The sequence below is a fragment of the Saccharomonospora azurea NA-128 genome (genome assembly GCF_000231055.2).
GTDB classification, from domain to species: Bacteria; Actinomycetota; Actinomycetes; order Mycobacteriales; family Pseudonocardiaceae; genus Saccharomonospora; species Saccharomonospora azurea.
In genome coordinates, this window is record NZ_CM001466.1 from 558,221 (window position 1) to 577,727 (window position 19,507).

A 19,507-nucleotide genomic window follows, 5' to 3' on the forward strand; every position below is an offset into this window, starting at 1 on the left:
GGGCGTTCCAGGTGCCCACCGCGGCGCGGCGGGCGTTCCAGGTGCCCACCGCGCCGCGGTGCCCCACAGCGCCTCCAGGGCCTCGCCGACCTCGTCGTCCGCCACCGAGGACAGCGGCCGGTGCTCACCGAGCCGGTCGGCGGTCTTGCCGACCGCGGTGCTGTAGCCCCGGATCGTGTTGGGGTTGCCCAGCGAGTCGAGGAAGAGTTCGGCCGACCGACCGACGATCAGCGTTGAGGTGTTCGTCGGCAGCGCGACGACGGTGGACACCGCGTTCTCCCTTGCCGCAGATAACAGGGCCGCTTCGCGCGCCGCCGCGGGGGCGTTCCCGCAGGACGCGATCAGCGATGCCGCAGATAATAGAGCGTTATCTGTGGGACGACTTCAAGAGCCACCGCCGACCGGAACCCTCGTCAGCCGCCCACCAGCGCCGACGAACGCTTAGCGCACGATCCGACACGGATGTTCCTCAAGCCCCGGATGATGGAGCGCCGCCGCCGCGGGCTGGTCACCAAGCCGACGGTCGTCGTCCCCAATGACTCGATCGCCGAGCAGTTCGAACGGCAGTGGTTACAGGCCTACCCCAACGCCCGACTCCTCACCGCAGGCAGTGCCGAGTTGGCCGACGACAAGAAGAAGGGCCGCAACGGGCGCGCCGAGTTCGTCGCCCGTGTGGCCACCGGCGACTGGGACGCCGTGATCATCACCAAGGAAGCGTTCCAACGTATCCCGCTGCCCGAGGACGCCCAGGAAGACTTCCTGCGCGCCGAGCTCGACGCGCTCGAGGTCGAGAAGAGAAGCCACATCGACTCCCTCGGCCCATCGATGACCAAACGCCTGGAAAACGCGATGGAGTCAGCAGAGCAACGCCTCCAGAGTCGGCTGGCCGAGATCGAGCGGGACGTGCAGGGCATGACCCTGGCTGATGCCGGTGTGGACTACCTGGTGGTCGACGAGGCACAGAACTACAAGAACGGGATGGTCAACAGCGCCATCCCCGATCTCGCGATCGAGGGCGCACATCGCAGTATTGACCTGGACATGAAGCTGGCGTGGCTGCAGAAGCAGCACGGCAGTGCCCGGGTCGTCCTCGCCACCGCCACACCGTGGACCGGCAAGTTCTCCGAGGTCTACCTGTGGCTGCGGCGCCTGGGACACGACCTGCCCCGCTTCGATGCATGGGCCCGCACCTTCGTCACCAGCGCCTCCTACATGGAGATGACCCCCGGGGGCACGCTCAGACCGAAGACACGCACGCGCGGCACCATCAACGAGCCCGAACTGTGGCGGCAGATCCGGCTGACCAGCGACGTGAAGATGCAAGCCGATCTGCGGCTGGGTGGGTTTTCGGGCGATCTTCGGCCGACGCATGGGACGGGCTGTCCGCAGCCGCTGGGTGAGGCTGCGGTCGATCGTCTGGCGGCGGCGCGGGTCGTAGAGCGAGAGGTAGATCGCCTCGTGCGAGAGACCTGCATGGAGGCGTCGCCGGGAAGTTGGCGTCGCAGCCAGCCCGCGATCTGCTCGGGCGACCAGCACAGGGCCAGCTTGGCCTCCACCAGTGCGCGCAGGGCGGGCCGTTGGGCGAGCTTGGCCGGCTTGGGGGACCGCCGGGATACGAGCGAAAGGTGCAATGAGTCCGTAACACTGCTGGCCAGGCGTCGTTGTCGGCGAGGGCGCGGTAGAGCGAGGCGACTGAGGGGTGCTGGCCAGCGTTCTTGCCGGTCTTGGTGATCAGCTTCTTCACGATGTCGGGCATCGCCTGTTCCCGAACCCTTGACATCCCTGCTTGGTCGGGCTCGTCGATGCGCGCATGCGGCCGGTGGCAGTTCACCGGCCGGCGCCCTGGTCAACCACGGACCTTCAGAACGCTGAGCGACCACCTCCGCGCGCTCGGCATCCCGCTACGCCTGTCCGCGTCGGCCCACAGAACGACGGAACAAACACGCTGGCGGCACCTGGAACTGCTACGCGGCGCTCCGAGCGCACCGTCACTAAACACCCGCAGAACCGAGGGTGAGCTGTGCTCGGTGAAAGGCGAAATGCTTCGCTGGATAGCGGTAGACGTCCGCAAGGGTCATGTGGTCGCGGAAAAACGGATCCCACCGAGTCGGAAAGTACATCCCGCGCGCTAGCTCCGCGTCACTCGCCCGGTCGAGGCTGCGGTGTAACGCGGCGATGATGCGGTCGAACCATGCGTCCATGAGACGCGGGGTGAGCAGACCGCCACCGCAAGACCCCCAGTAGTTGACGATGTGGAACAGCCCGGTGGCCGAGTTCAGCGACCAGGCGAATATGCGGCTGATCGGGTCGGGCAGGCGCCCGAAGGCGCGCACGAGCACGAGGAGAGCACGCACCACCTGATAACCGAACAGCAGATGGAACAACAGCTGCTGGTTGGTCCACCGGGTGCCATGTGATGGTCGGCGCAGATCCTCAACTGTCGCGGCCGCGACCAGCTCGTGGAAGGCAGCGCGATCTTGTTTCCACTGCTCGTGCACGACCCGGCGCTGCATGACCTGTCCTCCCGGTCCCGCCTATAGGTTGGCACGACCGAACTGAGGCTCGCCTCAGCGCCCGGGCGTGCGTGCGTCGCACGTAGGTCGCGGCGATTAACACGGCGACCACTTCGTCACGGCCGAGGCGCTGGCCGCCGAATCCGGAGATGCCTGGGAGCGGTAGGCGGCACCGGTATCGCGGCAGGAAACGGCTGGAGCAGACATGATCTTGGTGTCGATGCCGTTACTTGGTGGAGCTTGTGTATGTCGGCGTTTTCGCCGCCCGTGTCGCCGATGGCGGCTTTCCGCACCACACGTGAGCTGCTGGCTGGCCTGCGGGGTGTGGGTGTTCGAGCCGAAGCTGGATGGGTGGCTTGGCGGGGCTTGTCGAGGTTTGTGTTGCTTCGGGTGGGTTTCAGCGGACCGGGGATCGGCGTTCGAGCAGGATGGTGTCGCGCCAGGCTCCGTCGAGCTGGGCGATGCGGTCGCGGATGCCGACTGTGCGGTAGCCGGCTGTGTGGTGCAAGGCGATGCCTGCCCGGTTCTCGGTGAAAAGGGAGGTTTGCAGCGTCCACAGGTCGGCGGCGTCGGCGGCGGTGACTTGTTTGTGCAGCAGTGCTTTGCCGACGCCGCGGCCCCGGTAGCCCTCGGCGACGTAGACGGAGGTTTCGGCGACGCCGGAGTAGCAGTCCTGGGTTGAGACGCGGGTGGCGGCGGTCCAGCCGACGACGGTGCCGTCGATCTCGGCGACCCAGCGGTGGTCGGGCAGCCAGGTGGCGTCGAGGGTCGCGCGGGTGGGCACGGTGGTCTCGAAGGTGGCGAGGCCGGTGGCGATTCCTTCGCGGTAGATGCGCCGGACGGTCGGCCAATCGCCGGGTCGCAGTGCGCGGACGGTGACGTCGGCGGGGAGGTTGTCGGGGCAGCAGGGCTGCGGTCCGAGTAGGCCCATGACGGCGTCGGCGGCGTGCGGGAGTCCGGAGCAGCAGGCTTCGTTGATGGTGACGACGCTGGCGGTGCCGTCCTTGCGGACGTGGACGAAACCGATGTCGGCGAGCTTGCGGACGTGGTGCGAGGTTGTGGACTGACTGGTGCCCAGGATTTCGGTGAGTGCGCCGATGGTGATGCCCTGCGGGCTGGTGGCCACGGCGTGCAGGAGCTTGACGCGCACGGGCTCGGCCAGGCAGGCGAACCAGTCGGCGTAGGTGGTGGCCTGGCTTCTGGGCAGAAGCTGTGCTTGAGGCAGGGCGATCGGCATACCGCCATTGTATCGATGTGATTCGATGGTTGCCTTCATCGAGTTTGGTCGATAATGTTCGCCTTGTTCAATCGATCCGAGTCGATGAAAGGGGCTGTCGTATGACCGGGTCACCGGTGGTGGTTGTGGGAGCGGGGCCGGTCGGGCTGGCCGCGGCGGCGGAGGTGGTCGAGCGCGGGTTGCCCGCGCTGGTACTGGAACGCGGCCCGCACGCGGGGGCGGCGGTGGCGCAGTGGGGACACGTGCGGTTGTTCTCCCGGTGGGGCGAGCTGGTCGCCCCACCGGCGCGGCGGCTGCTGGAGACGCACGGCTGGCAACACCCGGATGAGACGACGTATCCGACGGGGCGTGAGTGGGTGCAGCAGTATCTGCGGCCGCTGGCGGACGCACTGGGTGAGCGGGTCCGCTTCGGTGCCGAGGTCACCGGTGTCGCCCGCCGGGGCCGGGACCGGGTGGTGGATGCGGGCCGGGAGTCCGAGCCGCTGACCGTGCACGTCCACACGTCCGACGGCACGCCGGAGCGCATCACCGCGCGGGCGGTGATCGACGCCTCGGGGACGTGGGGGTCACCCAATCCGCTGGGCGGAGACGGGCTGCCCGCACTGGGTGAGGCAGCGGCCACCGACCGGATCACCTACCTGATGCCCGACCTAGGCGACGACGCGGTGGCCACGCGGTACGCGGGGCGGCACGTGGTGGTCGCCGGCAGCGGGCACTCGGCGTTGACCGCGCTGGTGGGCTTGGCCGAGCTGGCCGCGCGGCACCCGTCGACGCGGATTACGTGGTTGCTGCGCCGCGAGGCTGTCGGGTCAGCGTTCGGTGGTGGTGAGGCCGACCAGCTCCCGGCGCGGGGTGCGCTGGGGATGCGTGCGCGGGCGGCGGTCGAGGCCGGGCGCATCGAGGTCGTACGTGGTTTCCGCACCGAAGCCGTGGAACACGACGCGACGGGCGCCTTGACGCTGCGGTCCTCGACTGGGCAGGTGGTGGAGGCGGTGGACGAGGTCGTGGTGGCGACCGGGTTCCGCCCGGATCTGTCGTGGCTGTCGGAGCTGCGGTTGGCGCTGGATGCGACGTTGCAGGCGCCGGTGGCGCTGGCCCCGTTGATCGATCCGAACGTGCACTCATGCGGGACCGTCTACCCCCATGGTGCGAAGGAGTTGGCGCACCCGGAGCCGAACGTGTTCCTGGCCGGGATGAAGAGCTACGGGCGGGCGCCGACGTTTTTGGCGTTGACCGGCTACGAGCAGGTGCGCTCGATCGCGGCGGCGCTGGCCGGGGACCGGGAATCGGCCGAGCGGGTGGAGCTGGTGCTGCCCGAGACGGGGGTGTGCAGCGGAGCCGGCCTGAGCGAGCTCGACACTGCGGTCGCCGACGCCGACGCCGACGCCGACGCCGGCTGCTGTGGTGCCCCTGCTGAGCCGCAGACGGTGTCGTTGTCGGCGCCGGCTGCCCGCTGACCGGCGTGGGCGGGTCGCCGGCGCCGGTCGAGGAGGTTGTGCCGACATCCGCGGGATTGCGGCGGGTGCTGGTGGTGTTGTGTGCCACGGAGATCACCAGTTGGGGCGTGTTGTACTACGCGTTCCCGGTGCTGTCCGGGCAGATCACGGCCGCCACCGGGTGGTCGGCGACGTGGTTGACGGCGGCGTTGTCGGCCAGCCAGCTGGTTGCCGCGCTGGTCGGGATCCCGGTCGGACGGTGGCTGGACCAACACGGCCCCCGCAGTGCGATGACCGCCGGGTCGGTCCTGGCGGTGGCCGCGATCGTCGCGGTCGCCCTCGCGCCGAACCTGGCGTGGTTTGTCGCCGCCTGGGTGGTGGCGGGGGTGGCGATGGGGGCGGTGCTCTACCCGCCGGCGTTCGCGGCGCTGACCCGCTGGCACGGCCCGAACAGGGTCCGGGCGCTGACCGTGCTCACCCTGGTCGCGGGATTGGCCAGCACCGTGTTCGCGCCCTTGGCGGCGGTGGTGTCGGCGCAGCTGGACTGGCGCGGCACCTACCTGGTGCTGGCCGCGATCCTGGCGGTGATTACCATCCCGGGGCACTGGTTCGGACTTCGGCTGCCGTGGCCGCCGGCGCCACGGCCGGAACCGCAGCACGCTCACAGTGTGGATCCCGCGCGCGTGGCGCGCAGCCAAGCGTTTGTGTTGTTGGTGGTGTCGCTGAGTGTGGCGGCGTTCGCGACCTTCGCGGTCGTGATCAACCTCGTGCCGCTGCTGGCTGAACGCGGCATCGGCACCGGCACCGCGGCCATCGCGCTCGGACTCGGCGGCGTTGGTCAGGTCGCCGGTCGCCTCGGCTACGCCGCCCTGACCCGCCACACCACCGTGCGGACGCGGACCGCGGTGATCCTGGCCGCGATGGCCGCCACCACCGCGCTGCTGGGGATGCTCACCACGGTGGCGGCGCTGATCGTGGCCTCGGTGCTGGCCGGGATGGCGCGTGGAGTGTTCACGCTGTTGCAGGCCACCGCGGTCACCGACCGGTGGGGAGCGACCCACTACGGGCGGCTCACAGGCCTGTTGTCGGCGCCGCTGACCGTCACCATGGCGCTGGCTCCGTTCGCCGGGGCGGCCCTGGCGGGGCTGCTCGGCGGATACTCCGCCACCTTCCTGCTCCTGGGGGCGCTCACCGCCGTGGCGGCGCTGCTGTCCCTCGCTACGGCCCCGACCTCCTCGAAAACCACAGCCACCTGACCCCGACCAAACGGACTCGTCGTCTCCTCCGCGCCGGGCCGGTGCGGAGGAGAGATCAGCCTGGCAGCCGTTCATCCAGCGGCTCATCAACAACGGTCAAATCCCCGAAAGAACTGAGGGAGAACTCATGCACGATGTCATCGTCATCGGTGGCGGCCAGTCCGGGCTCGCCGCAGCCCGCGCCGCCGTGGAGCGCGGCCTGGCCCCGGTGGTTCTGGAAGCCAGCCCGGAGCCGACCGGGTCGTGGCCGCGCTACTACGACAGCCTCACCTTGTTCTCCCCGGCCGGCTACAGCGGCCGACCCGACGCTGCCTTCCCCGGCGATCCCGAGCGCTATCCCACCCGGGACGAAGTCGCCGCCCACCTACGCGATTGTGCGGCACGTCTGGACGTGGAGATCCGCACTAACACGCGGGTCACCGCGGTCACCACCGACGACCACGGCGTGTTTGCCGTGCACACCGAGGCGGGCGACACCCTGCCCGCGGCCGGGGTGGTCGCCGCCAGCGGGTCGTTCGACAACCCGCACCGTCCCGTGTTCCCGGGCCAGGACGGCTTCACCGGCGAGATTCTGCACGTCGCCGACTACCGCAACCCCAAGCCGTACACGGGGCAGCGCATCGTCGTGGTTGGCGGCGGCAACTCGGCGGTGCAGGTGGGCTACGAGCTGGCCGAGGTCGCCGAGGTCACGCTGGCCACCCGGCAGCCTCTCGCGTTCATGCCGCAACGGCACGACGGGCAGGACCTGCACTACTGGCTGCGGCACACCGGATTCGACGACCTGCCACCGGAGTGGCTGGCGCGCCTGGTGTCCACCACGCTGGTGCTGGACACCGGCGAGTATCGTCACGCCCTCGACACCGGCCGTCTGGACCGCCGCCCGATGTTCACCGCCTTCGATGGAGACTCGATCGTCTGGGCCGACGGGACCCGGGAGGCGGTAGACACGGTGCTGTTGGCCACCGGCTACCGCCCGCACCTGGACTACCTCGAGCCACTCGGGGCCGTGGTCGAGGGGATGCCCCAGCACACCGGCGGCATCTCCACCACGCACCTCGGGCTGGTGTATGTGGGGCTGGAGTTCCAGCGCTCGTTCGCCTCCAACACCCTGCGGGGAGTGCACCGCGACGCCGAGTACGTCATGGCCGCACTGGCCGCGCACGTCCGCGGAGCCGGTCGCCTGACACCGTAGGCGCGATATGCGGGGAAATCGGGGTGTGGGGCCAGCTCGCGAGCTGGCCCCACACTGTCAGGATCCTGCGGGCACCAGCTCGGCCAGCAGCTCTCGCACACGGCGGTCAATCTCGTCGCGGATGGGCCGCACCTGCTCGATCGGCTTGCCGGCCGGGTCCTCGAGCTGCCAGTCCAGGTAGCGCTTGCCGGGGAAGATCGGGCACGCGTCGCCGCACCCCATGGTGATCACCACGTCGGCGGCCTCGACCGCGTCGGTGGTCAGCGGTTTGGGGAACTCCTGCGACAGGTCCATGCCGAGCTCGGCCATGATCTCCACCACGGCGGGGTTGACGCTTTCGGCGGGGGCGGATCCGGCGGAGCGAACGGTGACCCGGCCCTGGGCGTGGTGGTGCAGCAGCGCAGCGGCCATCTGGGAGCGGCCCGCGTTGTGCACGCAGACGAACAGCACTTCGGGGGTCGAGGACACGAGGTCTCCTTGGTTCTTGGCGATCGCGGTCAGGCGTTCGCGGGCGAAGCGGGGTCGCCGATGTGGCGAGATGGGTGTGCACCCGAGCGGTGGCGTGGAGCCGCGTGTACGACTCGGCCAGCACCGCGCGGATGGTTTCCGCGCCGAAGATGCCGCTGAACTGCGGTTGCAGGTCGGCGGCGGCGCGGTCGAGGAGTTCGGTGACGTGTGGATCAGCCAGCCTGTATTCCTCGGTGTCGTGGTGGTCGTTGGGTGGTGTGGGCATGGTCGGCCGCCTGGAGTCCAGTGCCGCAAGTGTCGGTTCGCGTGGTGTCTGCCTGAGTGCGCTCCCATCGAGTGGAGTTGATGGAATCCTGGGGTGGGTCAGGGGCAGGGGCGGCGCACCGCTTGGGCCTGGTGTGCCTGCACGGTGAGATCCGCGATACCGGAGGTGAGCATGCTCAACGCTTCCGGGCGAAGCCGGTAGTAGGTGTACCGGCCGCGTGGTTCGGCCGCGACGAAGCCCGCTTCGCGAAGAACACGCAGGTGGTAGCTGATGGTGGACTGCCGCGCCCCGGTGTCGTCCACGAGGTGACAGGTGCACATCTGCTCGCGTGCGAGCAGGCGCACGATCTCCGCGCGCAGCGGATCCCCGAAGAGTTTCACCGCGGCGTCGGCGACTCCTCCTGATTGCACGTCCGCAGCGTGGCCACGGACGTCTTGGTCAGCTGCAGCGACAGGAGGCATCAACATATTTTGATGACACCACCATGGCCGGGCCGGTGTCAAGCCTTCCCCGAGGCGCCATAGATCCCATGTGCCCTGCTCTTTTGTGCTCCCCGGCAAGACAGGTCCCTGCTGTAAGCGAATGCGTCATATCAGTATGTTTTGATGAATCAGCTGCGGTCGATGTAAGGTCGGCTGCCGCAGTGCTTCCGAAGGCGAAGGGGCCAGTGATGGCTGCTGTCGAGATTTACGACCCGGCGATGTGCTGTTCGACGGGGATGTGCGGGCCGTCGGTGGACCCGGCGGGAGCACACCTGGACGAGCACGGACGGGCGCTGCTCGTGGAAGACTTGCGTTCACCGTGCACCGAGGAGATCGCGGTCTTCCACGCCTTCGCCCGCACCGTGGCCGCGGCCAGTAACCGGTTCGTGGTAGTCGCCACCGACCACGCCGAACGCACCGTCGTGTTGCCCTGGCGTGCCACGGCACCGGTGGGTGCCGAGCAACTCACGCTGTTGGCCGGCGGCGAAAACTGATCCCGCCGGTGGTCGGCGCCCATCTGGGCGCCGACCACCGGCTCCAACTCATCAGCACAGGAGAGACGACAACACCATGACGGTGGCAGCAGTCCTGATCTTCCTCGCCACGCTCACCCTGGTGATCTGGCAGCCCCGAGGCCTGGGCATCGGCTGGAGCGCGCTCGGCGGCGCGGTGGTGGCCCTGGCAACCACGGTGGTGCATTTCTCCGACGTGCCCACGGTGGTGGGCATCGTCTGGAACGCCACCCTGGCCTTCGTCGCGGTGATCATCATTTCCCTCATCCTCGACGAGTGCGGCTTCTTCGAATGGTCCGCGCTGCACGTCGCCCGCTGGGGACGCGGACACGGGCGGCTGCTGTTCGTCCTGATCGTGCTGCTCGGGGCCGCGATCGCCGCAGTCTTCGCCAACGACGGCGCCGCCTTGATCCTCACCCCCATCGTCATGCAGATCATGCTCGCGCTGCGCTTCTCCCCGAAAGCCACGCTCGGCTTCGTCATGGCCACCGGGTTCATCGCCGACACCGGCAGCCTGCCGCTGGTGGTGTCCAACCTGGTCAACATCGTCTCGGCGGACTTCTTCGGCATCAGCTTCGCCCGCTACGCCGCCGTCATGGTCCCGGTGGGAATCGTGTCCGTGCTGGCCAGCCTCGCCATGCTGCTGCTCTACTTCGGCCGTTCCATCCCGAAGACCTACGACACCACCGCGCTACGCCACCCAGCCTCGGCGATCAGCGACCAGACGACCTTCCGCGCCGGCTGGGTGGTGCTCGTCCTGCTGCTGATCGGCTACTTCAGTGCCGAACCACTCGGGATCCCGCTGTCAGTCGTGGCCGGAGCCGCCGCGATCATCCTCATCGCCGTGGCCGCACGCCGGCCCGCCTTCCTGTTCTCCCAGTCCACTCGGCAGCCTGTGACTGCGCCGGTCGGCGCCGGGAACGCCGGAACCGCGGTGAGCCATCCGGTCGGTGATCCAGGCAACACCGCCGATGCGGGCGACCTCGCGGCAAGCACGACAATTCCGGATGACGACCGTCCGATCGGGCCGCGGCGGATCCCGGTCGGCAAGGTCATCCGCGAAGCCCCGTGGCAGATCGTGCTGTTCAGCATCGGCATGTACCTCGTGGTCTACGGCCTGCGCAACCAGGGTTTGACCGACCAGCTGGCCAAACTGTTCGGGTTCTTCGCCGACCACGGCGTGCTCACCGCCGCCCTGGGCGTCGGAATCACCGTCGCCGTGCTGTCGTCGATCATGAACAACATGCCCACCGTGCTCATCGCCGCCCTGGCCATCGGCGCGGTCGGCGCCACCGGAATGACCCACGAGGTCATGGTCTACGCCAACGTCATCGGCTCCGACCTCGGACCCAAAATCACCCCCATCGGCAGCCTGGCCACCCTGCTATGGCTGCACGTGCTCGACCGCAAGGGCATGCACATCGGCTGGGGCCGCTACTTCCGCACCGGCATCGTGCTCACCATCCCCGTCCTACTCATCACGCTCGCCGCCCTGGCCGGATGGCTCACCATCATCGGCACCTGAAGCAGGGTTGGCCCACCGATGAGAAACTGGCCCGCCGCATCAGCATGACAACCCATCGCTGACACAACCGCCGGCTTCGCGCCACCTACTTCAAGGTCAGCGCGACCCCGGCACGGCGCTCACGCTACGTCGTGCCGGGGTCGCGCAGCGGCCGGAATCCGGTGCGGGTGTACTCGGCTTCGACCGGGAATTCGTAGGTGCCGTACGGGTTGACGTGCTCCATCAGCGCTGGGGAGATGTGCGCGAGCAGGTCGCGGTCGATCCGGCCGCGGTGTTCGGCGAGGCGGGCGAGCGCGAGTTCGAGGTAGGCGGTGTTCCAGATGGTGATCGCGTTGACCACCAGTGATAGGCACAGCGCCTGCTCGGTCTGTTGCTCGTGGTGGCGCCGCCGCACCGAACCTTCGTGGGCGAAGAACAGGTCGCGGCGCAGCGAGTGCAGCGCTTCGCCTTTGTTGAGCTGGCGGGTGATCCGCCGCCGGTAGGCCTCGTCGGCGAGGTAGCGCAGCGCGTAGATGGTGCGCTGCAGGCCGCCGAACTCGACCAGGGCCTGCGCGATCGCTGAGCGTCGCGAGGCCGCGTGCAGCTTGCCGACCACCAGCGAGGCGGTGGTGTGCCCGTACTTCAGCGACGCGGCCAGGCGCAGCATCTCCTCCCATTGGGAGCGGATTAGACCGGTGTCGACGGTGTCGGCAATAACCGATCCAGCATGGACATCCGCGCCGCCACCGCCTGCTCGCTGGCCTGCGTCACGCTGGCACCCCCACAGCGGACCGCTGCGACTCCGCCAGCAGCAGCAGCGACTCCGCCAGCAGCCGCAGCGCCTCCGGGCGCACCCGGTAGTAGATCCAGGTTCCGCGCCGCTCTCCTTCGATCAGGTCCGCCTTGCGCAGCACCTTCAGGTGGTGCGAGATCGTTGGCCCGGCCAACTCGAACGACCCGGCCACGTCACACACGCACGCCTCACCATCGACATGCGAGGCGATCAGCGACAACAGGCGCAACCGCACCGGATCCCCGATCGCCTTGAACGCCCTGGCCAAATCCACGGCCTGTTTCGCGGTCAACGGCTCGCCCATCCCCTGGGTCACGTAGGGCTCGCCGGTATCCGCGACCGGAAACTGTTGTTTAGACATGACTCTAATTTGACAGGAATCGAAGCATTGAGGCAAGCTCGGGCAGCGGTATCGGAGCGTGTTGTCGGCCACCCGGGTGCCGAAACGACACGATTGCTTGCGACGGCGCCCCCTCGACTGTCGGCCGCCGGCCATGCCGCACCCGACATCACCCCGCACGGCGTGTCGCCACCAAAAACAAGGATGTGTTTGTGCCTGCAATGAGACCGTCCACCACGTCGACCGAGCCGAACCAGCACTACGACGTCGTGGTGATCGGCGGCGGACAGGCCGGATTGGCCGCAGGCTACTTCCTACGGCGAACCGGCCTGAACTTCGTCATCCTCGACGACCAGCAACAACCAGGCGGCGCGTGGCAGCACTACTGGGACTCGCTGCGCCTGTTCTCCCCAGCGGAATACAGCCCCCTGCCGGGATGGTGGATGCCCCCACAACCCGGCGAGGACTTCCCCACCGCCGAACACGTCGTGGCCTACCTCACCGCCTACGAACAGCGCTACCAGCTTCCCGTGCACCGGCCGGTCCGCGTTCAGACCGTGCACCAGGCAGGGAAGTGGCTGGCAGTCCACAGCAGCCAGGGCGTGTTCAACGCCCGGGCCGTGATCAGCGCCACAGGCACCTGGGCCGCGCCCCACCAACCGTCCCTGCCGGGACAGCAGCGATACACCGGCCAGCAACTGCACACTGTCGACTACCGCTCGCCCCAGCACTTCACCGGACAGCGAGTGGTCGTCGTGGGCGGCGGGAACTCCGCCGCCCAAATCCTGGCCGACATCTCCACCGTCGCCGACACAACCTGGGTGACCCGCCGCCCACCACGGTTCATGCCCGACGACGTGGACGGCCGAGTGCTCTTCGACGTCGCCACCCAGCGCGAAGCAGCCCGTCGCGCGGGCATCCCCGACACCGGCGGAGCCAGCAGTCTCGGCGACATCGTGATGGTGCCCAGCGTGCGCGACGCCCGCGACCGCGGCGTCCTACATGCCCACCCGATGTTCGACTCCCTCACCGAGCACGGGATCGCCTACAGCGACGGCACCGAACTGGCCTGCGATGCGATCATCTGGTGCACCGGCTTCCGCCCCCACCTCACACACCTCGCGCCCCTCGGCCTCGGCCAGGACGGCGATGTCCCGCTCACCGAGGGCACCCGCTCAATCCATGAGCCCCGCCTGCACCTCCTCGGCTACGGAGACTGGACCGGGTGGGCCTCCGCCACCCTCGTCGGCGCCGGCCGCACCGCCAAAGCCGCCGTCAACCACCTCACCGACCAACTCCACGACCGGCAAACAGTGAATTCGACCTGACCCCGTCAGTGTTGGCCCGGGCCGTGCACTGGTACCGCCCGCACGCCGTGAGCGGTTAGGGGCTTAAGGAACATCAGAACTGTAATTCTTTGACCGGTGATCCGGCTGGGTCGGGTTGCTGCCAGGCTGTCGCTGGCACTTGGGCATAACCCACATCGGAACTGGCGCTAAGCCCTCGACCACCTGAGCTGCTCGTTGACCGGGGCATGAGCGGGGATTCGGGCGTGGATCGCGGGGCTGCACTGCTCGCTGTGCACCAGCACGATCGAGAAGGCCTTGGGCCGGTTGGAGGGTGTGGGCACGGTGGCGGTGAGCGAGCAGGTCCTGGTCGACTACGACCCCGACATTGCAGAGCCCGAACAGATTTTGGGCACGCTGCGCGATCTCAGCGCCCTGGCCGCACGGCACGACGTCGCGCGCCACCATCGCGAACCACCACGCTGATCGAGCGCGTGCTGGTAGGTGGCCGTCAGGAACCTTTCTTCGTGGTAACGCGCTGCCGCGCCCGGCGCGGCGCGGTGACGGACGGCGCTGCGGCAGCGGTGATGTCGCCGGGGAACAGTGCACCCGGCACCAGGTCGAGCGTGGTGACCGGTACGGCGTCCGGTGTGGACAGGTCCAGCACCCAGTCGCCGAACCGGCGGATGGTGTGGGTGATGTAGGGGGAGATGGTGGCCAGATCGTCGGTGTCGATCGGGTGCCCGTCGGCGGCCAGCGCGTTCGCCGCGGCGGTGATGTCGCAGGCGTTGGAGTAGATCACGCAGTTCGCCAGCAACTCATTGAACTTGATGATCTTCTCCTGGTAGTCCGGGTCGTTGCGCCCGATTGCTTCGCCGCCGAAGCGCAGCCACGCGGAGAACCCGTGGAATGCCTCGGCCTTGTTGGTGATCGCGGTGATCTGCTCACGCAGCTGCGCGTCGGCCAGGAATCGCAGCAGCGTGATCGTGCGGATCACGCGCCCCAGCTCGCGGAACGCCCGGTAGAGGCGGTTCTTGCGGGAGTTGTTGCCCAATCGGCGCAGCAGCGTCACCGAAGACAGGCGGCCCTCGCTGATCGAGATCGCGGTGCGCAGCAGATCTGGCCAGTGCGTCTCGATCAGTCCCCAGTCGATCACGTTCTCCCCGAACAGCGCGTCGATGTGCTCGAAGCGCGTGTCCACGCTGGGCCGGTAGAAATTCAGATCCGCCCAATTGCGGATGCGCGGGAGCAGGTCGAATCCCAGCAGCGCGGCGAGTCCGAACACCGGCAGCGACTGGCCCTGGGTGTCGGCGTGGATAGTGTCCGGTTGGATGTCGGAGTCGTTGCGCAGCAGACCTTCGATGATGTAGACGGCCTCCCACACCCCACACGGAATGAAGCGCGAGAACAAGGCGATGTAGGTGTCGGAGATGTGCCGGTAGGCGATCCCGCCGTACCCGCCGTAGCGGATGTGGGATTCGGCGAGGATGTTGTTCTCCCATGTGTCCACCTGCGTGCCGTCCACCGCGACGACGCGGCCGTCGCCCCACATCCCGGCGACGTCGAGCTTCGCGAACTCGTTGATCACATCGGTGGAGGCAGCGTCGATCTTGGCGCAGGTGGTGTGCTTGTTCGCCGCGATCGACAGCTCATGCGCCGACACCTGATCCCGCATGTGCCGGGCGACCTGCGCTGGGCCGAGCAGCGTGCCGTTGGCGAACACGGTTAGGACGTAGCGGGCCATCGCGTCGCGGATCTTCGGGTCCGATCCTGATGCCGGCCCGAAGTGTCGGGGCCAGCCGACCAGGTGTGCGGTGCGGGCCAGGATGTCCAGCAGGCCGCGTTCGGGCAGCCGCTGGTGGATCGCCTCCTCCAACGCCAGCGCTGACGGCCGCCGGTCGGCGCCCTTGCGGCGGCGCAGGACCGGGCGGCCGTCGGCGAAGGACAGGTCGGTGTTGCGCGGGAACCCGGCGTCCACCACCGCGGCGATGTCGCCCAGTGCTGCTCGGTAGTGCGCGGTGAGCTTCTTCGGGTCCGAGGGGATCCCGGCCTGGCCGCAGAACTGCTCGGCCAGCGGCGCGCACTCGTCCCAGGACATCAGCTGCGCGTGCAGGTTGGCGTAGGAGTTGGCGCCGACCACGGCGATGTCCCCGGAGCGCAGCTCGGAGGCGAGGTAGGAGAACACGCACACCTCCAGGTGGCGGCGCACCAGCTTGCCCGGCCGGTCCTTGACCACCAGGATCTTGCGCCACGCCTCGGTGACGAAGTCGATGTCGATCGCCACCGTCACCGCATCCTCCCCGCGGCAGACCGTCACCTTCTCCGGGACGTACTCACCGGTACGACCCCGAATCGCGCGCAGGAACTCCACCGCGTCGGCCACGCTGTGATCCGCGCTGGTCGCCTCCAATTCCAGCGTGTCGAGCAGGGTGAACAGTGCCGAGCGGTGACTCTTGTAGAACTGCTCCAGCAGCGGCAGATAATTGTTGCCGTGGTGCGCCGACACCGCCTCGTGCGCCGCCGACAGCTGCTCCACCCCACCCGCATCCGTCAGCGTCTTCAGCAGCAGACGCCCGACTCGCTCGGCCACCGCGGCCGCGGCCTCCGGCGAGACCGTGCCGTCTTCGGTCACTGCGGTGGCTTCCCGGGCGCCAGCCAGGACGTCGCCGAACACGTCCAGCAGCCGCTCGGACTCGGCTCGGTGCTGTTCGTGCAGCTCGGCCAGCCGCTCCCTGCCCTTCTTGTGGAGCACGGCCATCCGCTTGCAGAACATCGTCGCGACCTCGTCCCGAGCGGAGGTGCGGCACTCGTGGATCAAACTCGCCAACAACGTCAGCCGCTTCGCCTCGCCGATATCCCTCATGTCCCCGACATCGGTCACCCGAGCCTCACCGGCAAAGTGCGCAAGCTTCGTCGACGGGATCCCGTCCAGCCACCGTTCGGTCGGCCCGAGCGCGTCCACCTCCTGCAAATGGGCCAGACGCAACTTGAACTTGCCCAGCGTCGCAGCCTGCGCCGGCGTCTTCAGCCGGTCAAACTCGCTGCGCCGCGACGTCGGATCCAGCCACAACAACCGCGCCAGCCGGGCCTTCCCGGCCAAGTCGATCCGCGCCGCGACCATCGCGTACAGCGCGGTGTTCGTCTCCGCCCGGATCGCCGCGGCCATCCGGTCCAGCGTCGAGAACCCAGGCAGCTCGCACCCTGCCCGGACCAGCTCCTCCAACGCCACATTGATCAGGTCAGCCGGGTTATCCTTCGTCGTGACCGCCTTGCGGATCGCCTCCCCGGCGACCCGCCGCGCCCTGGCCGCGTCATACTTCACCCCCACGAACGAGCGGACCAGCCCCCGGTGCCACTTCGCCGTCCGATCCGCATCATGCTCCAGAACCACCTCGGTAGCGAGCTCGAGCACCCCACGCACGTGCTCGACCACCACCGGCGGGACCTCGTCCAGCTTCGGGAAATACCCCAGCCGCTGATACGACTTCAACCACACCAGCAGCGCCAGCAAATGCGGATCGTTCTGCGTCTTCTCCCGCGCCCAAGTGATCTCGCCGATCGTCGGCGTGAACGCCTCAGCCAGTTCCCGAGCAGGAACCACCCGCTTGAACCGCGGATACGCGGTGCGATCGATCGCCGCCAACGCCCAGACCCCGAACCGAAACCAACGTGACCCAGCGCACCCTAGCCAGCACCCACAACACCCGGCTGCCCGGGCTCTCTACCGTTATCTACCCGGCTCTACCGACACGGAGATCTCGCCTAGTCACCACGCCCGCTCACTCGACGACCAGCAGGTTCAAAAGCTCATTGCCCCTTTCGCGCGTATCCCGGTGGCACCCCTAGGCTGCGGTGACGAACTGGCGGATCACCGGGTGGCGACGAGGAAACGACGTGTCCGATGCTCTCCGGCCCATGGCGAGGCCGAGACTCTACGAGCAGGTGATCGAGCGGCTGCGCGAGTACGTCGCCCACGAACGACTGCGCGCCGGGGACAGGTTGCCCGCCGAACGGGACCTCGCGCAGCGGCTCGGTGTGAGCAGGGCGTCGGTCAAGCAGGCCATCGTGGTGCTGGAGGTCCAAGGTCTGGTCGAGACCAGACACGGTGGTGGCAGCTACCTCCTGCACGACACGCTCGACGTCGAGCCGGTGGAGCAACTCGTGGCCCGGCGGCAACGCCTGCCCGACGTGCTCGACGCGCGCGAGGCCATCGAGACGAAACTCGCCGAACTCGCCGCCGCCCGCCGCACCGCGGAGGACCTCGACGCGCTCGAAGCGGCCCTGAACCACATGCGCGCCGAGATCGACGCGGGCGGACACGGCACCGACGGCGACCGCCGCTTCCACGCCGCCGTGACGGCCGCGGCCCGCAGCACCCTGCTCGCGGAGTTCATGCGCTCGATCTCCGAGCAGATCGCCGAAAGCCGTGCCGAGTCCCTGCGCCAACCGGGGCGTCCACACCGCTCGTTGCGGCAGCACCAGGCCATCTTCGACGCCATCAGCCTCGGCGACCCCGCCCGCGCCGCGACCGCCATGCGACGTCATGTGCGGACGGTCGCGAAGGTCCGCCTGCTCGACTGGCACCCCGACGGCAACAGCTGAACCGACCGGCCGGTGCAGCGCGCGTGATCAGCTGCGCAGGAAGTACAGGACCGCCGTCGTCACGGCGGTCACGACCAGCGGCGGCTCAACCCGTCGAGCAGTGCGCGCACCGGCACGGTGGGATCGAACTCGGCGCTGGGCTGCGTGCACTGGTGCAGCAGGAGCCCGTCCAGCAGGGACCGCAGCGCGGCGAAATCGTGTTCGGGGCGGGGGGAGCCGAGGCGTCGCAGCCACGGTGCACCCCAGGACTGCAGGCGGTGCCGCCGGGTGTCGATCTGCTCGCGCAGGTGCTCGTGGTGCGCGGCTTCGAGGAAGATCGCGTAGCGGGCGAGCGTGGCGGTGCGGGCGGTGGCGGCGAGCTCGTCGACGAACTGCGCGAGGGCGTCGGTGAAGGTGTCGAGTGTGAGGGTGACGTTCGCGAGGTCCGCCGAGAACAGGCCCCACGCCTGCTCGTCCTGGGTGACGAGCCGGTCGAGGACGCCCGCCACGAGAGCGTCGCGGTTGCGGAAGTAGTTCGACGTCGAACCCTGGGGCAGGCGGGCCTCGGCGTCGACGGCGCGGTGGGTGAGCTGCCGTGTTCCCCGTGTGCCCAGAACGCGGATCGCGGCGTCCAGCACCTGGTCCTTGCGTGTGGTCACCCCCGTGACACTACACCCGTAGTAGAAAGCACTACAGGAGTAGTACGGTGGGGTCATGGACGCGTGGATCGCCGGAGGGGGCATCGGGGGCCTGGCCGCGGCAGCTGGACTGACCCGGGCGGGTTGGCGGGTGCGGGTGTCCGAGCGCGGCGACGCGCTCTCCAGCGACGGCACCGGACTGGTTCTGTGGCCCGCCGTCGTCCGCGAGCTCGATCGGCTGGGACTGGGCGAGGAGCTCCGGCAGCGCGCGATGCCGCAGCCGCCGGGTGTGCTGCAGCGCTGGGACGGGCGCGTCCTCGCCGAGGTCGACACCGAGCGCATCCGCCGCCGTGCCGGCGAGGTCCCCTACGTGGTGGCGCGACCGGACCTGCTGGCGCTGCTGTTCGCGGCACTGCCCGAGGACACCGTGCGGTTCGGACAGCCGGCGCCGGTCGACGCGGACGCCGACGTGCTCGTCGGCGCCGACGGCGCCCACAGTGCGGTGCGGCGCCGCCTCGCCGGACCCCGGCACCGCTTACGGGACACCGGGCAGACGGCATGGCGGAGCGTGATCGAGGCGGCCGCGCCCCACGCGGGCGAGGTGTGGGGTCCCGGGGCGAAGTTCGGCTACACACCCCTGGCGGCCGAGCGCACCTACTTCTACGCCGTGCTGCCGACCCGCCTGGTCGAGCACCACGGCGACGCCCCCGACCACGACCTGCTGCTCGCGCACTTCGGCCGGTGGCCCGCGCCCGTGCCGTCGATCCTGCGTCAGGCCGACCCGGCCCGGCTGCTGCGGCACCCACTGCACTACCTCGCTCCGCGGCTGCCGAGCTACGTCGGCGAGCGCACGGCACTCCTCGGCGACGCCGCCCACACGATGACCCCGGACCTCGGGCAGGGTGCGTGCCAGGCGCTGCTCGACGCGTTCACGCTGGCCCGCTGCCTCGCCACCGCGTCGAGCGGCGGCGACGTCGCCGCCGCGCTCCGCCAGTACGACCGCC

The 19,507-nt window shown here is 68.9% G+C and carries 18 protein-coding genes and 2 pseudogenes; 10 read left to right on the top strand and 10 right to left on the bottom strand.

Annotation, left to right across the window (positions count from 1 at the left end):
* Positions 1 to 270 (bottom strand): annotated as a pseudogene (locus tag SACAZDRAFT_RS02600) (site-specific integrase); the annotation flags it as partial.
* A 192-nt stretch (positions 271 to 462) separates the two neighbouring features.
* Between SACAZDRAFT_RS02600 and SACAZDRAFT_RS24130 the strand changes: the two are divergent.
* Entirely contained in the window at positions 463 to 1,731 is a 1,269-nt protein-coding gene (locus SACAZDRAFT_RS24130) for a hypothetical protein (protein WP_040927637.1), read from the top strand.
* Between the two features lie 260 nt (positions 1,732 to 1,991).
* Here SACAZDRAFT_RS24130 and SACAZDRAFT_RS02610 read toward each other — a convergent pair whose 3' ends face one another.
* Both SACAZDRAFT_RS02610 and SACAZDRAFT_RS02615 read right to left on the bottom strand, forming a co-directional pair.
* Positions 1,992 to 2,513, bottom strand: a complete 522-nt coding sequence (locus SACAZDRAFT_RS02610; RefSeq protein WP_005438385.1) for a DinB family protein — start codon at positions 2,511 to 2,513, stop codon at positions 1,992 to 1,994.
* A 397-nt stretch (positions 2,514 to 2,910) separates the two neighbouring features.
* Positions 2,911 to 3,750: a helix-turn-helix domain-containing GNAT family N-acetyltransferase gene (locus SACAZDRAFT_RS02615; RefSeq protein ID WP_197322143.1), complete on the bottom strand. Its 840-nt coding sequence runs from the start codon at positions 3,748 to 3,750 to the stop codon at positions 2,911 to 2,913.
* Between the two features lie 101 nt (positions 3,751 to 3,851).
* Here SACAZDRAFT_RS02615 and SACAZDRAFT_RS02620 point away from each other — a divergent pair, with 101 nt between their 5' ends.
* The 3 genes from SACAZDRAFT_RS02620 to SACAZDRAFT_RS02630 all read left to right on the top strand — a co-directional run bounded on the left by SACAZDRAFT_RS02620 (position 3,852) and on the right by SACAZDRAFT_RS02630 (position 7,634).
* Positions 3,852 to 5,207: an NAD(P)-binding domain-containing protein gene (locus SACAZDRAFT_RS02620; protein WP_005438389.1), complete on the top strand. Its 1,356-nt coding sequence runs from the start codon at positions 3,852 to 3,854 to the stop codon at positions 5,205 to 5,207.
* A 38-nt stretch (positions 5,208 to 5,245) separates the two neighbouring features.
* Positions 5,246 to 6,442, top strand: a complete 1,197-nt coding sequence (locus SACAZDRAFT_RS02625; RefSeq protein ID WP_005438391.1) for an MFS transporter — start codon at positions 5,246 to 5,248, stop codon at positions 6,440 to 6,442.
* A gap of 127 nt (positions 6,443 to 6,569) precedes the next feature.
* The gene (locus SACAZDRAFT_RS02630) at positions 6,570 to 7,634 is read left to right on the top strand and encodes a flavin-containing monooxygenase (protein ID WP_005438404.1); all 1,065 of its coding nucleotides are present in this window, start codon (positions 6,570 to 6,572) and stop codon (positions 7,632 to 7,634) included.
* Between the two features lie 57 nt (positions 7,635 to 7,691).
* On the opposite strand, the gene SACAZDRAFT_RS02635 is transcribed toward SACAZDRAFT_RS02630, so the two are convergent.
* The 3 genes and pseudogenes from SACAZDRAFT_RS02635 to SACAZDRAFT_RS02640 all read right to left on the bottom strand — a co-directional run bounded on the left by SACAZDRAFT_RS02635 (position 7,692) and on the right by SACAZDRAFT_RS02640 (position 8,777).
* Positions 7,692 to 8,102, bottom strand: a complete 411-nt coding sequence (locus SACAZDRAFT_RS02635; RefSeq protein WP_005456474.1) for an arsenate reductase ArsC — start codon at positions 8,100 to 8,102, stop codon at positions 7,692 to 7,694.
* 112 nt (positions 8,103 to 8,214) lie between these two features.
* Positions 8,215 to 8,367: pseudogene (locus SACAZDRAFT_RS24065) on the bottom strand (arsenate reductase ArsC); the annotation flags it as partial.
* Between the two features lie 98 nt (positions 8,368 to 8,465).
* The gene (locus tag SACAZDRAFT_RS02640; protein WP_005438407.1) at positions 8,466 to 8,777 is read right to left on the bottom strand and encodes an ArsR/SmtB family transcription factor; all 312 of its coding nucleotides are present in this window, start codon (positions 8,775 to 8,777) and stop codon (positions 8,466 to 8,468) included.
* Positions 8,778 to 9,037: 260 nt separating this feature from the next.
* On the opposite strand from SACAZDRAFT_RS02640, the gene SACAZDRAFT_RS02645 reads away from it, so the two are divergent.
* Positions 9,038 to 9,343 carry an arsenic metallochaperone ArsD family protein gene (locus SACAZDRAFT_RS02645; RefSeq protein ID WP_082245335.1) on the top strand — a complete coding sequence of 102 codons (306 nt, stop codon included), beginning with the start codon at positions 9,038 to 9,040 and terminating at the stop codon, positions 9,341 to 9,343.
* The gene (locus SACAZDRAFT_RS02650; RefSeq protein ID WP_332307666.1) at positions 9,303 to 10,886 is read left to right on the top strand and encodes an arsenic transporter; all 1,584 of its coding nucleotides are present in this window, start codon (positions 9,303 to 9,305) and stop codon (positions 10,884 to 10,886) included. Before SACAZDRAFT_RS02645 ends, SACAZDRAFT_RS02650 begins: the two co-directional genes overlap by 41 nt.
* Before the next feature lie 124 nt (positions 10,887 to 11,010).
* On the opposite strand, the gene SACAZDRAFT_RS22885 is transcribed toward SACAZDRAFT_RS02650, so the two are convergent.
* A complete protein-coding gene (locus SACAZDRAFT_RS22885; RefSeq protein ID WP_157607069.1) occupies positions 11,011 to 11,652 on the bottom strand; it encodes a Tn3 family transposase in 642 nt (213 codons plus the stop codon).
* Entirely contained in the window at positions 11,633 to 12,019 is a 387-nt protein-coding gene (locus tag SACAZDRAFT_RS02660; RefSeq protein WP_005438411.1) for an ArsR/SmtB family transcription factor, read from the bottom strand. The genes SACAZDRAFT_RS22885 and SACAZDRAFT_RS02660 overlap by 20 nt, the downstream gene beginning before the upstream one ends.
* Positions 12,020 to 12,210: 191 nt before the next feature.
* On the opposite strand from SACAZDRAFT_RS02660, the gene SACAZDRAFT_RS02665 reads away from it, so the two are divergent.
* Together SACAZDRAFT_RS02665 and SACAZDRAFT_RS22280 are read left to right on the top strand one after the other, a co-directional pair.
* Positions 12,211 to 13,326 carry an ArsO family NAD(P)H-dependent flavin-containing monooxygenase gene (locus SACAZDRAFT_RS02665; protein WP_005438412.1) on the top strand — a complete coding sequence of 372 codons (1,116 nt, stop codon included), beginning with the start codon at positions 12,211 to 12,213 and terminating at the stop codon, positions 13,324 to 13,326.
* Between the two features lie 285 nt (positions 13,327 to 13,611).
* Positions 13,612 to 13,770 (top strand): hypothetical protein, encoded by a 159-nt coding sequence (locus SACAZDRAFT_RS22280; protein ID WP_232286413.1) that lies wholly within the window; start codon positions 13,612 to 13,614, stop codon positions 13,768 to 13,770.
* A gap of 25 nt (positions 13,771 to 13,795) precedes the next feature.
* On the opposite strand, the gene SACAZDRAFT_RS02670 is transcribed toward SACAZDRAFT_RS22280, so the two are convergent.
* Positions 13,796 to 16,927: a Tn3 family transposase gene (locus SACAZDRAFT_RS02670; protein ID WP_005438413.1), complete on the bottom strand. Its 3,132-nt coding sequence runs from the start codon at positions 16,925 to 16,927 to the stop codon at positions 13,796 to 13,798.
* Between the two features lie 272 nt (positions 16,928 to 17,199).
* Between SACAZDRAFT_RS02670 and SACAZDRAFT_RS02675 the strand changes: the two genes are divergently transcribed.
* Entirely contained in the window at positions 17,200 to 17,886 is a 687-nt protein-coding gene (locus tag SACAZDRAFT_RS02675; RefSeq protein ID WP_232286347.1) for a FadR/GntR family transcriptional regulator, read from the top strand.
* Between the two features lie 68 nt (positions 17,887 to 17,954).
* On the opposite strand, the gene SACAZDRAFT_RS02680 is transcribed toward SACAZDRAFT_RS02675, so the two are convergent.
* Complete coding sequence (locus SACAZDRAFT_RS02680) at positions 17,955 to 18,524, bottom strand: TetR/AcrR family transcriptional regulator (protein ID WP_005438415.1); 570 nt, start codon at positions 18,522 to 18,524, stop codon at positions 17,955 to 17,957.
* A gap of 55 nt (positions 18,525 to 18,579) precedes the next feature.
* Between SACAZDRAFT_RS02680 and SACAZDRAFT_RS02685 the strand changes: the two genes are divergently transcribed.
* Positions 18,580 to 19,507: FAD-dependent monooxygenase (locus SACAZDRAFT_RS02685; protein ID WP_005438416.1), on the top strand; the 928-nt coding region annotated here is incomplete at its 3' end.